The organism is Halococcus salsus, assembly GCF_009900715.1.
Taxonomy (GTDB): domain Archaea; phylum Halobacteriota; class Halobacteria; order Halobacteriales; family Halococcaceae; genus Halococcus; species Halococcus salsus.
The window spans coordinates 343087-354796 of record NZ_JAAAJC010000003.1 but is presented as its reverse complement, the minus strand read 5'-3'; the positions used below and the strand labels follow the sequence as shown (position 1 = coordinate 354796).

At 64.9% G+C, this 11710-nt stretch carries 15 protein-coding genes and 1 tRNA gene; 6 read left to right on the top strand and 10 right to left on the bottom strand.

Translation table 11 applies throughout. The features are described 5' to 3' along the window. Window positions 1-237: 237 nt before the first annotated feature. The 5 genes from GT355_RS11345 to GT355_RS11320 all read right to left on the bottom strand — a co-directional run bounded on the left by GT355_RS11345 (window position 238) and on the right by GT355_RS11320 (window position 2925). Window positions 238-528, bottom strand: coding sequence for a hypothetical protein (locus tag GT355_RS11345; RefSeq protein WP_240145788.1), 291 nt, complete (start codon window positions 526-528; stop codon window positions 238-240). Window positions 529-1299: 771 nt separating this feature from the next. Continuing rightward, window positions 1300-1857, bottom strand: coding sequence for a hypothetical protein (locus GT355_RS11335; RefSeq protein ID WP_240145787.1), 558 nt, complete (start codon window positions 1855-1857; stop codon window positions 1300-1302). Continuing rightward, window positions 1854-2123, bottom strand: a complete 270-nt coding sequence (locus tag GT355_RS11330) for a hypothetical protein (protein ID WP_240145786.1) — start codon at window positions 2121-2123, stop codon at window positions 1854-1856. Before GT355_RS11330 ends, GT355_RS11335 begins: the two co-directional genes overlap by 4 nt. Window positions 2124-2142: 19 nt before the next feature. Then, window positions 2143-2436: a hypothetical protein gene (locus GT355_RS11325; RefSeq protein ID WP_240145785.1), complete on the bottom strand. Its 294-nt coding sequence runs from the start codon at window positions 2434-2436 to the stop codon at window positions 2143-2145. 416 nt (window positions 2437-2852) lie between these two features. Next, window positions 2853-2925, bottom strand: a tRNA-Gln gene (locus GT355_RS11320). 127 nt (window positions 2926-3052) lie between these two features. Here GT355_RS11320 and GT355_RS11315 point away from each other — a divergent pair. Continuing rightward, window positions 3053-3259, top strand: a complete 207-nt coding sequence (locus GT355_RS11315; protein WP_160134730.1) for a hypothetical protein — start codon at window positions 3053-3055, stop codon at window positions 3257-3259. A gap of 49 nt (window positions 3260-3308) precedes the next feature. After that, window positions 3309-3884, top strand: coding sequence for an IMP cyclohydrolase (locus GT355_RS11310; protein WP_160134729.1), 576 nt, complete (start codon window positions 3309-3311; stop codon window positions 3882-3884). Here GT355_RS11310 and GT355_RS11305 read toward each other — a convergent pair whose 3' ends face one another. Beyond that, window positions 3885-4856, bottom strand: coding sequence for a replication factor C small subunit (locus GT355_RS11305; protein ID WP_160134728.1), 972 nt, complete (start codon window positions 4854-4856; stop codon window positions 3885-3887). It abuts the gene before it with no gap. Between the two features lie 88 nt (window positions 4857-4944). On the opposite strand from GT355_RS11305, the gene samp2 reads away from it, so the two are divergent. The 3 genes from samp2 to GT355_RS11290 all read left to right on the top strand — a co-directional run bounded on the left by samp2 (window position 4945) and on the right by GT355_RS11290 (window position 6676). Next, a complete protein-coding gene (samp2, locus tag GT355_RS11300) occupies window positions 4945-5142 on the top strand; it encodes a ubiquitin-like small modifier protein SAMP2 (protein ID WP_120073333.1) in 198 nt (65 codons plus the stop codon). A gap of 4 nt (window positions 5143-5146) precedes the next feature. Continuing rightward, entirely contained in the window at window positions 5147-5518 is a 372-nt protein-coding gene (locus GT355_RS11295) for a GNAT family N-acetyltransferase (RefSeq protein ID WP_160134727.1), read from the top strand. Between the two features lie 162 nt (window positions 5519-5680). Further along, window positions 5681-6676, top strand: coding sequence for an arsenic resistance protein (locus GT355_RS11290; RefSeq protein ID WP_160134726.1), 996 nt, complete (start codon window positions 5681-5683; stop codon window positions 6674-6676). Between the two features lie 27 nt (window positions 6677-6703). Here the strand turns inward: GT355_RS11290 and GT355_RS11285 are convergent, their stop codons facing one another. Together GT355_RS11285 and GT355_RS11280 are read right to left on the bottom strand one after the other, a co-directional pair. After that, complete coding sequence (locus tag GT355_RS11285; RefSeq protein ID WP_160134725.1) at window positions 6704-7468, bottom strand: IclR family transcriptional regulator; 765 nt, start codon at window positions 7466-7468, stop codon at window positions 6704-6706. A gap of 103 nt (window positions 7469-7571) precedes the next feature. Continuing rightward, a complete protein-coding gene (locus GT355_RS11280) occupies window positions 7572-8348 on the bottom strand; it encodes an SDR family NAD(P)-dependent oxidoreductase (RefSeq protein WP_160134724.1) in 777 nt (258 codons plus the stop codon). Between the two features lie 69 nt (window positions 8349-8417). Between GT355_RS11280 and GT355_RS11275 the strand changes: the two genes are divergently transcribed. Then, window positions 8418-9224, top strand: coding sequence for an SDR family NAD(P)-dependent oxidoreductase (locus tag GT355_RS11275; protein ID WP_240145784.1), 807 nt, complete (start codon window positions 8418-8420; stop codon window positions 9222-9224). A gap of 71 nt (window positions 9225-9295) precedes the next feature. Here GT355_RS11275 and GT355_RS11270 read toward each other — a convergent pair whose 3' ends face one another. Both GT355_RS11270 and GT355_RS11265 read right to left on the bottom strand, forming a co-directional pair. Next, the gene (locus GT355_RS11270; protein WP_160134722.1) at window positions 9296-10099 is read right to left on the bottom strand and encodes an HpcH/HpaI aldolase family protein; all 804 of its coding nucleotides are present in this window, start codon (window positions 10097-10099) and stop codon (window positions 9296-9298) included. Window positions 10100-10309: 210 nt separating this feature from the next. Continuing rightward, a complete protein-coding gene (locus GT355_RS11265) occupies window positions 10310-11707 on the bottom strand; it encodes a phosphoglucomutase/phosphomannomutase family protein (protein ID WP_160134721.1) in 1398 nt (465 codons plus the stop codon). Between the last annotated feature and the right edge of the window lie 3 nt (window positions 11708-11710).

Below are 11710 nucleotides of genomic sequence, written 5' to 3'. Positions count from 1 at the left end.
CAACTCAGTAATATCTCATGTTCGCCTAATCGCTTACTCACGCTGATTTATTTGTGCTGCAACGGTGACTTTGTGGGCGACCATTAGAGGTGGTTTTAGAGTCTACTGTTCAGGCACACTGTCCAAATGAGCGGGTTGATTCCGTAAATTATTGCAAACTCGAAGCCAGCGGTTGCTCAACTAGACAGTGAGTGCAAGAGAACTACAGACAAGTGACACGTCGACGACTGCAGCACCTCATCCTCCGCGGAAGGCATCATCCAGCAGGTGTGGCACTTGAGGTTGCCATCTCCGCTTGTACGAGCGCGACGAGCTCGTCCTCAGCGGTGTCAGCATCAACGGCTTCGAGCTCGCCACTGTCAGCGGCGGCGGTTTCGGGGGGTCGTCACGCGGCGAGTCGCGTCCCTTGAGGTCTTTTCGCGTCTCGTCGAGCCCTTCGATCGTTGCCACCTGATCCGCAACCTGCTGGTCGAACTGGTCCTGAAGGTCGTTCGCGACGCCGGGATTCTTCACGCCAGCGTCGCTCATGTGGTCGTCCCTCCGTCAGCGGGGTTCAGCGCAGCATACCTGGGTAGTTGACGTAAAAATCGCCCTCTCCCCACCCGGTCATCGACACCGACTAAGGGGGGGTCGGAGGGATCGAGTTCCGGTGCGACGAGCTTCACGTCCGAAAAGCGATTCAGGATCTCCGAGTCCACCACGATGTCGACGTTCTCGTAGTCGGGCTCGGTGCAGGAAACCCACCACTGTTTCCGGAGTTGTTGGAGGAGCTCTCGACCTGGAGTCGAGAGACCTCGCCGTATTTCGAGGCAGAGAAGAACGGGCCGTCGTTCACCGCAATCCGAACTCAGTCAAGATATTGGAGTCGATGCTCTCGTGAACGCCGTCGTACTTGTAGGAGTCCCGACCACCGTTCGCGTGACCCTTGACGGTAGTGCCGTGAATCGAGTCGTGGTCGTTGATACTTGCGTTCCGAGCGCTCGATTTTCTTGAGTCCTCGCGAGCTATGAGTCTGTATTGATTCGGACCGTCGCCGCCTTCGTCTTCGATGTAACCGTGTATGTCATTTTGGGAGTCGTGCCACGGTTTCGAGTTTATTTCAGGATGATATGTCATGAGCCAGCCTTGTGAACTGGTTCACCACACGAATTGGGGTCTGTGAACCGCGATGCGACAAGCGCATAGCGGCGCACAGGAAGTTCACCCACAGCTAATGAACCTTAACTTACACTACACAGCACAAGCTAAAATTCGTAGGAGATCAAGGGAGGTGGGATACCTCTCTGATAGCGGTCCATTTCAGGCCCCTCCTGTGGGGGATCGTGTGGTGAACTTGTTCACAACCTCGTGGTCCTGTGAACTCTCCTGGAGGACGTCCACGTTGACTCGGAGTGCCTTCTTCTTCTCGCGGTGTCCTTTGTGGGTCGGGACGCTCTCGGCCTTCTGGAGCGACGCCCACTCCGCACGGTCGTCCTCTGCGAGGTCGTCGATGAGGTCGTACGCGTAGCGTCGTGAGCAGTCGACGCAGCCCTGCATCTCGCCGGCATCGACGAGCACCTTCGTAGAGTTCGCGTCGGACTTTCGCATCGCGAACGTCGCGATCGCGGTGATCTTCTCGTCCTTCGAGGTCTTCTTGCCGCCGACGTCGGCAATCGCGCTCAGTTGCTCACCGTGCGCCGACACCGCGGTCTGGACGTCTTCGAGCTGCTTCTCAATTGACGACATCCGCTGGTTCGTCTCGGCACCTCGTTTCCCGGTGAGCTCTCGGAGGTCCTCGACCGCGTCTTCAAGCTCTCGAACTCGGTCTTCCAGTTCGGAGCGCGTCATGTCCTCGACCAGGGCGGACGTCTCGGTCATGGCAGGCCCACCCGGTCCTCAGCAAGCTCGTAGATCTCACCAACACGATGGAGCCGGCCGCAAGCCTGGTCGGTGAGTTCTCGATTGATACCGATCACGTTGGCGACCGCGTAGACGTCGTCGAGAGGGACACCACTCGGCGCGTCTTCGTCTTCGCCCTCGACACCGTCGAGGAACACGATCACGCGCTTGATGTTCGCGGCAACCGCCTCTCCTGGTGAAGAGGTCGTATCGTACCCGTAGAGGTCGCGTTCGAGGTCCGACACTCGATCTGCGAGCTCGCGCTCACTCATCGACGTCGGCCTCCTTGGTATTCTCGACGAGTTCCTTGACCTCCTCGTCGACGTGCTCTCTCGGCTTGTCGCCGCTGCTGGCCTCTGGAGGACTCTCTCGTGGATATTCGTCCTCGTCGGCCTGCCGACCGGCGTCGAGCGCGTCGCCGACGAACCTGACCCTGTCGTCGACGCCTTCGAGCTCGTAGAGCTTCCGGCGGGCTGTGCTCCCGCAGGTGATTTCCCCGCTCTCGACGTCCAGCGCACCGCTATCTTGGTGTTGTGGATTCTTCGAATTAGGACTCATGACATCCCCCGCTCCGCGATCGACACTCGTTTCGTCGGGGCTGAATCGGCCAGCTCGACGGCGCAACTATCAACGGTGCACCGGTAGACCTCGCACGACCAGGTTCCGCAGCTCGTACAGCGCCGGCGAAACCCGTCGTCGACGGTGGAGCGAGCGCTCTCGGTGCGCTCTCGGTCGGCACTCACGCCGACTCACCCTCTTTTGTATCGTCGATGTGGCTATAGTCAGCTGTCGAAGACGTGTCTCTCCAGGAGCGATTACAGCCGCGACAGAGATATCGGTCCTCGCTGATGGGGATTGCGCCGTGCGTCCCACAGTGCGAGCACGCACCCAGGGGTGCGCGTCCGGAGACCGCCATCACGCAACACCTCTGTGAGCGCCGCTGCTACAGGTTTGGACTATGTAAGAAAGATGACTAGTCCCACCAGGATTCGAACCTGGGTCGAAGCCCCCAGAAGGCTTCAGGATTGGCCGCTACCCCATGGGACTGTACCCGTCACTTGTGCAAGTCGCTATTTATCCTTGTTGGAAACGACCGCGGACCAACTCTCACTCCTACCGAGGTCGCCGTCGAAACGCCGGTAGAATCATCCGTCCAGCAGTGCGAGCACGGACGATGGACACGCTTCGACTCGTCGGCGGGGCGGTCGTCGCGTATCTCGGATTCGTCTTCCTCCTCGGTACGGTCACCGTGCTGCCCAGCGCGCTCGCCGACCTCGCCTCGTTCGCCGTGGCGAACGCGAGCGAACCGGTGGTCCTCCTGAATATCGTCCTTCTGGCTTTGACTCTCGTCATCGTCGCGCTCGCCCGGCGCGAACGGTAGCTCCCGCCGACTTCGATGGCTACTTGCACTCCACCCTCCGAACGCGACCATGTACATCGGGCGCTTCGTCGTCGTCGGGCCTGGAGTGGGGGCCTATCGGGTCTCCTCGCGGTCGTTCCCCAACCGGAAGGTCATCGAACGTGAAGGCGATCTCACCGTCGTCCCCACCAGCGAAGCCGAGGCAACCGACAACCCCTACGTCTCGTACAACTGCGTGCGTCCCACCGACTCGGGGGTCGTCGTCGGCAACGGCTCGCACACCGACCCGATCGCCGAAAAACTCGGGCTCGGCTACCCCGCACGCGACGCGATCGCCCTCTCGCTGCTCGCGCTCGACTTCGAGAAGGACGACTACGACACGCCTCGCGTGGCGGGCGTCGTCGGCGCGGACGAGAGTTATGTCGGTATCGTCCGCCGTGACGCACTCGTCGTCGAACGGGTCACCGAACCGACGCTCGTGGCGACCTACGAGAAGGATCGTCCCGAGTCGTTCGAGTTCGCGGTCGAGGGTGCCGAGGAAGCGGCACGGACCGCGTACGACCTCGACTTCGAACACCCAGTCTGTGCGGTTGGCGTCGCAGTGAGCGACGACGGCATCGAGACGGCGGTCGAGAACGGGAACTGACTACTGGGTTTCGAGCGCGAGCGACGCGAGCAGGGCTTCGAGCTGGAGGCGCTCGTTCGCGCCCTGGGAGATCCGATAGTCGGTCTCACCAACGCGTTCGAGCAAGCGGACGGTCGCGCGGTCGTCGAGGTCGAACGACCACGCCGAGCGGTGGAGCTGGTCGATGACGTCGCCCCCGCCGAGGCCCGCCTCGGTGAGGAGGTCGTCGAGCTTGGCGCGCGCGGCCGTGAAGTCGCCATCGAGCGCGGTCGTCACCATCGTCTCTATCTGTTCGGGGCGGACCGCGGCCGTGATCGCGTAGACGGCCTCCTCGTCGACCGTCTCGCCCGTGGTCGCGGCGGCCTGGAGCCCGTTGATGGCTTTTCGCATGTCGCCGTCGGCGGCGTAGACCAGCGCGTCGACGCCCTCGTCGGTGACCTCGATACCCTCCTCCTCGGCGATCCGGCGGACGTACTCCGCGACCGAGTCCCCGTCGAGCGGCCCGAACCGGAAGACCGCACACCGGGACTGGATCGGGTCGATGATCTGATTCGAGTAGTTACACGAGAGGATAAATCTCGTATTGTTCGCGAACTGCTCCATCGTCCGGCGGAGCGCCGACTGCGCGTCGCTCGTGAGCGCGTCGGCCTCGTCGAGGAAGATGATTCGATAGTCGTAGCCGCCGAAGCTCGCCCGCGCGAAGTTCTTGATCCGGTCGCGAACCACGTCGATCCCGCGCTCGTCGCTCGCGTTGAGTTCGAGGAAGTTCTCGCGCCAGTCGTCGCCGTAGACCTCGCGGGCGATCGCCATCGCGGAGGTGGTCTTGCCGACGCCCGCCGGCCCGGTGAACAGGAGGTGCGGGAGGTCGTCCTGGGCGACGTAGCTTTCGAGCCGACCCACGATGTCCGCGTGGCCGGCGACCGCCGAGAGCGTCTGCGGGCGGTACTTCTCGATCCAGATCTCGCCCCGGCCACGGGCCTCGGCCTCGCTCATGCGTGGGGGACGGCCGGGCCACCCTTAAGCCACCCGAGACGCCACCGCCGCTCGACAGCCTCAAGCCCGCCCGTCCACAGGACCGGGTATGGTTCGGGTCGACGTCGTCGGCGGTGACACCCACGAGGTACCCTTCGACGACCACGAAACCTACGCCGACCTGCTCGCCGCCGTCGGACTGAATCGTCACGAGGCCACGGTGCTGGTCGACGACCGACCGGTGCCCGACGACGGCACCGTCGAGGCCGACTCGGTACGGGTGCTCCGGCTCGTCAAGGGTGGGTGAGGGGATGGAAGTTCGCTCCGCCCGGCCCGCCGAACTCCCCGACGTGATGAGCGTGCTCGACGGCGCGTTGCTCGCGGTGGACGCCGACCGGGTCGGCGAGCGGATCACGGAGGGAGGGGTGCTGGTCGCGACGGTCGACGGTCGGGTTCTCGGGGCGTGCGTCCTCGCCGACGACGAAATAGACGCGATCGCGGTCCGGCGGTCACGCCGCGGCCAAGGTATCGGCACTCGACTGGTCGACGTCGCAGCGGACGCCGTCGACGGACCGCTCGTCGTCGAGTTCGACCGCCGGATTCGGCCCTTCTACGACGCGCTCGGCTTCGTCTCCCGACCGACCGCCGACCCCGACCGACTCCGGGGCCGGTGCGAGCGCTGAAACTCGGTGCTGCAGATGGTCCGTGCCCGGATCCCTCTTAAACCACATATCGCGATACGAAATTGCCGCCTCGAACGGTTCCACGGGTTCCGTGTTCGGCTCTCTACGAACCACCGGCTCGACCAGACGGTATAACCGGATACGGACCCGATCCCTCGGCCGATGGACTTCGTCGAAAAATATCAGACGGTACTCGTTCTCGTCGCCATCGTCGGTGGCCTCGCACTCGGACAGGTTCCCGGCGTCGCCCCCGTCGCCGACCGGCTGATCCTCCCGTTCCTGATGGTGATGCTGTTCGCCGCGTTCACCGGTGTTCCACTCTCCCGACTCCGGGAAGCGTTCGAAAATCGACGGGTTGTGGGGTCGAGTCTCCTGGTCAATTTCGTCTGGAGTCCGCTACTGGCGGTGGGGCTCGGCGCGCTCTTCCTTCGTACCCACCCTGCCCTCTGGGTCGGACTCATCATGCTGTTGGTGACGCCATGCACGGATTGGTATCTCGTCTTCACCGACATCGCGGACGGGGACATCCCACTGGCGACCTCCGTTCTCCCGTACAATCTCGTTCTCCAGTTGATACTGCTTCCACTCTACCTGTACGTCTTCGCGGGCGAACTGGTCGCGTTGCCGATGGCGCTGTTGGTCGAAAGCGTCGTTCTCGTGCTCATCGTGCCGCTTCTGGTCGGTGGGGTTGTTCGGCGGGTGTTGACCCGACGAAAGGGACAGCAGTGGTTCACACAGCAGTTCCTGCCGAGGTTGAGTCCGCTCCAGATCGTCTTCCTCGGTCTCGCCATCGGCGCGATGTTCGCCTCGCAGGGAGCGGTGGTCCTCGAAAACCCCGGATTGCTCGCCCTTCTCGCCGTTCCCGTGCTCGTCTTCTATGCGACCAATCTCGGCATCGGGTTCGGCGTCGGACGGCTGCTCTCGTTCTCCTACGAGGAGATGGTCTGTTTCAACAACACGATCCTCTCACGGAACTCACCGACGGCCCTCGCGATCGCCGTCGTCGCGTTCCCGGACGAACCGCTCATCCCACTCGCGCTGGTCATCGGGCCGCTGTTGGAACTTCCGCTGTTGGGCGTCGTCGCGCAGGTCCATCGAGCGATCCGGGACCGCGAGTGGTGGCCGTTTGATCCGGCGACGCTGTTCACCAGAGGATGAACGAAGCCTGGCCCCCCGCGACCCCACCTACGAGTACGTGACGTTGAGCTCGATGACGTTGACCGTCTCCAGCACCTTCCGCGGGAGCTCCTCGGTGAAGCGCTCGTCCTGGATCCGGTTCGAGGGACCGGAGACGCTCAGCGCACCCAGGATCCGGTCGTCAGTGCTCAGGATCGGGGCGGCGACGCAGTGGAGCCCTGCGAGGCGTTCCTCGTCGTCGAACGCGACGCCCGCCTCGCGTATCTCCGCCAGCTCGTCGTCGAGTTCGTCGCGGTCGGTGACAGTTCGCGAGGTCGCCGGTGCCAGGCCGTGCTGGTCGACGATCTCGTCGACGCGTTCGGGCGGGAGGTAGGCCAGGATCGCCTTGCCGAGCGCCGTAGTGTGGAGCGGTACGCGCGTTCCGACGTGGGCTTCGACCTGGACTGCGTCCTCCCCGCGCGCCCGATAGAGGTAGGAGCCGCGGCCGTGTTCCTCGACCATCAGGTTCGCCAGCTCGCCCGTCGATTCGGCGAGCCGGTCGGTTTCGGGTTTCGCGATCTCGTAGATGTCGAGCTCCGAGCGGGCGTAGGCTCCGTATTCGAGGAACTGGATCCCGACCCGGTAGGAGGACCCCTCCTTCACCACGAACTCCTCCTGGACCAGCGTGCTCAGGTAGTTGTGAACCGTGCTCTTCGGGATATCGAGGTGGGCCGCCAGTTCGGAGACGCCGGCCCCGTTCAACGTCTTGAGGGCGTCGACGATCCTGAACGCGGTCTCGACCGACTTCACCGCGTATCGGGCTTGCTTCCCCATACTACTGATACCGTGTTCTGCAGAGATGAACCCCTCGCTCGGCGACGTGGACCACCGAGCCTCGTCAACGAATATCGGTGCGTTTCCCGACGGTCGAGCCCGTTCAGCGGACGGTGTAGCCGCCGTCGAACGAGACGATCTCCCCGTTCATGAACGAGGACGCCTCGCTCGCGAGGAACACCGCGACTGGACCGAGCTCCGTTGGTTTCCCGAGCCGGCCCATCGGGGTGTACTCCCGCCAGGTCTCGGCCATCTCCGGGTCCTCTTCGAGGACGTCCTCGACGAGGTCAGTTTTCATATAGCCCGGCGCGATGGAGTTCACTCGGACCCCACGGTCCCCCCACTCGGAGGCGAGCGAGCGGGTCACCATGATCACGCCGGCCTTCGAGGCGTTGTAGGCGATCTGGGGCTGGGGGTGGTTCGCGACGAGCCCCGACATCGAGGAGATGTTGACGATGGTTCCCGACCCGCGCTCCAGCATGTGGCGACCGACGTGCTTCGAACAGAGGAAGACGCCGGTGAGGTTCACGTCCATCGTCGCCTGCCACTCGTCGACGGGCATCTCCTCCGCGGGAGTGTTCGAGACGATGCCGGCGTTGTTGAGCAGGATGTCGATTCCACCCAATCGGTCCACGACGGTCTCGGTCATCGCCTCGACCTCGGCCTCGTCGCTCACGTCGGCCGTGACCGACGTGGTCTCGACACCCAGCTCGGCGATCTCGTCGGCGGCCCGTTCGGCCGTCTCGCTGTCCACGTCGACGATGGCGACGTCCGCCCCCGCCTCGGCGTAGGCGGTCGCCATGACGTTGCCGAGCCCGCGACCGGCACCCGTGACGACCGCGCGCTGTCCCTCCAGCGAGAACTCGTCAAGCACTGACATAGTTGCGGTTCGACGGCCCGCCGCAAATAGCCATCGAAGGTTCGGAATCCGACGGGTCCGAAAGGACCAATGGCGACGGGGCTCCATCCCGAGAGGAACATGGATACCGACCTCAGCGGACGGACGGCGCTCGTGACCGGCGCGGGCCGGGGGAACGGCCGAGCGATCGCCCGCGACCTCGCCGCCCACGGCGCGTCGGTCGTGGTCAACGACCTCGAAGCGGAACCCGCCGAAGAGACGGTCGAGCTCGTCACCGACGCGGGCGGCGAGGCGGTCGCCGTCACCGCCGACGTCAGCGACGCGGACGAGGTCGATGCGATGGTCGCCGAGGGCGTCGACGAGTTGGGAAGTATCGACATCCTGGTCAACAACGCCGGCGTCGGCGACGCGGGCCCGTTCCTCGAAAAGGACGACGACAGCCGTTTCCAGCTCAACCTCGACGTCCACCTCTGGGGGTCGATCAACTGCATCAACGCCGTGGTCGACGACATGGTCGAGGCGGGCTACGGGAAAGTGGTCAACATCACCTCGATCCACACCAAGAACGGCGTCGGGATGTCCCCCGAGTATGACGTCGGGAAGTTCTCGGCGCTCGGGCTCACCAAGAGCCTCGCGCTCGAACTCGGTCGGGAAGGGGTGCGAGTCAACGCCGTCGCGCCGGGCTGGGCGAACACCCGGATGGTCGAGGACTTCTCGGAGGAGACCCACGAGCAGATAACGGAGCTCAACCCGCTCGGTCGGTACGCCGAGTCGGAGGAGGTCGCCGACGCCGTGACCTTCCTCTCCTCGCCGGCCTCGGACTACGTCAACGGCCACGAACTCCGTGTCGACGGCGGCCAGGTCCCCATCGACAACTGGAAGTACGACAACCGATAGGTCCGCGGGCTTCGACGCGATCCCTTCTCACTCGGGTTCGAAACGGGGAACCGGCGACGCGTGTGCGCGGCTCATCGGGAACCGAACGCCGCTGGCCACGACTCCAGGGCCTCCCTCGCCGCGCCAGTAGTGCTCCCCACGTGCAGGATCCGATAGCCGTCCGCGATCTTCTCCTCTACGTCGTTCTCGCCGAACCCGAGACCACCGATGGTCACGTCCGCCTCGCGGGCCGCCTCGACCACTCTGTCCACGGCTTCCTGCACGTCCGGATGGGCGACTTCGCCGGGATGGCCCATCGCGACGGCGAGATCGAGCGGGCCGACGAAGACGAAGTCGAGTTCCGGAACGGCGAGGATCCCCTCGATGTCGTCGACGGCGGCCGGTTCCTCGATGGTGACCCCGACCATGATCTCGCGGTCCTCGGTCTCGACGTATTCCTCGGCCCCGCCCCAGCGACTGGCCCGTGGGTTCGCGAACCCACGGCCGCCGGGGTCGCCGTCGTAGGTGAATCGGGCGGCCTTCACCGCTCTCTCGACGTCCGCAGCGCTTTCGACGTGCGAGATGAACACGTTGCGAACCCCGGTGTCGAGCACCTTGTGCACCGTCGCCGGGTCGGGTTCCGGGATCCGAACGAGGAGTTCGGTATCGGCGGCGTCGGCGGCCCGGAGCAGGTGAGCGAGCGAGGCTGCGTCCGTGGGGGCCGGACCGGCGTGTTCGAGGTCCTGCCAGACGAAGTCGAACCCCATCTCGCCGTATATCTCGACCATCTCCGGGCTGTAGAGGTCGTCGAGCACCCCGAGCGCGGGCTCGTCGTTCTCGATGACCGCTCGGAGACCGTTCTCCCGTGAGGGATGGACGGCTGAATCGACTGTCATAGGCGCTCCGTAGGCGCTCCTCGTGGATAAGCGTTAGATCAGTTCGAACGGGATGTCTTCAACTGGACCGAGGCTCCGCCGAAACCACCATCCGATCCTCGGGTACTCGTTCCGAATTGATATCGTCGCATGTGATATATCGAGGACTGGGCGCTCACCGGGGAATCGCGTCGCTCAGGGCGATTTGCTTGTGAAAAGAGCGGATCCGCTCTAGACCAGCGGTTCGACGAGGTCGCGACCCGCGTCGAGCAACTCCGCGACCCGCTCCTCGCTCTCGGCCTCGGCGTAGACCCGGAGGACGGGTTCGGTGCCACTGGGGCGGACGAGGAGCCAGGCACCGCTGTCGAGCACGATCTTGAAGCCGTCTTCGGTGACGACGTTCGCGACGTCCGCACCCGCCACGCTGTCGGGCAGCGCGCCGTCGAGGTCCGCGAGCACCCGTTCCTTCTCGCTCTCGGGACACTCGACGCTGACCTTCGACTGGTGGATCTCGCCGTGTTCGTCGAGGAGTCGGTCCACACGGTCGTCGAGCGGTTCCTCGGCCTCGGCGGCCGCCGCGAGCAGCGCCATCAACACGCCGTCCTTCTCGCGGACGTGGTTTCGCACCGAGAAGCCACCCGACTCCTCGCCGCCCATCAGGGCGTCCACGTCGGCCATCGCCTCGGCGACCCACTTGAACCCGACCTGAGTCTCGACCACTTCCTCGTCGTGGGCTTCGGCCACCCGGTCGATCAGGAACGTGGTCGAGACCGTGCGTACCGCGGGTCCCGAGTTGGCTTCGAGCAGGAAGTCGTAGAGCGCGGCGAAGAAGAGGTTCTCGTCGAGGTAGCCCCGTTTCGGCGTGACGAGCGCGAGCCGGTCGGAGTCGCCGTCGTTGGCGATCCCGAGCGCCGCGTCGCCGTTTCGTACCGTCTCGGTGAGCTCCCCGAGGGTCTCGGCGCTCGGCTCCGGCGGGGTGCCGCCGAACTCGGGCCGGCGCTCACATCGCAGCCGGTCAACCGTCGCACCCGCCCGCGAGAGGAGGTCGTCGGTGACGCCGCGCCCGCTCCCGCACATCGCGTCGTAGGCCACCGGAAGGCCGTCGAGGTCGATATCACTCCCGTCACCGGCGTAGTCGGCCACGAGGTCGAGGGCGTGCTCGGCGTGCGGCTCCATGAACTCGACTTCCTCGACCGTTCCCCACTCCTCCTCGGGCAGCGGGTCGGGTTCGGCGAGGTTCGACTCGATCGCGTCCGTCACCACGGGCAGCGCGGGTGCGCCGTCGTCGGGGATGAACTTCACGCCGTTGTACTCCGAGGGGTTGTGCGAGGCGGTCACCATCAGCCCGCCCGACAGCCCTCGCTCGGCGATCGCCCACGCCAGCAGCGGCGTCGGGCGGTCGCGGTCGGGGAGGAGGACGTCGAACCCGTTGGCGGCGAGGGTTCGGGAGAGTTCCTCGGCGAACCCGCGCGAGGTCTCGCGGGCGTCGTAACAGATCCCGACTGGATCGTCGTGGCCCGCCTCGCGGAGGGTGGTGGCGACGGCCTGGCCGACCATCCGAACCCGTGGCGTCGTGAAGACGTCGAGGGTCGCACGCCAGCCGTCGGTGCCGAAGGAGATCGCGTTCATACA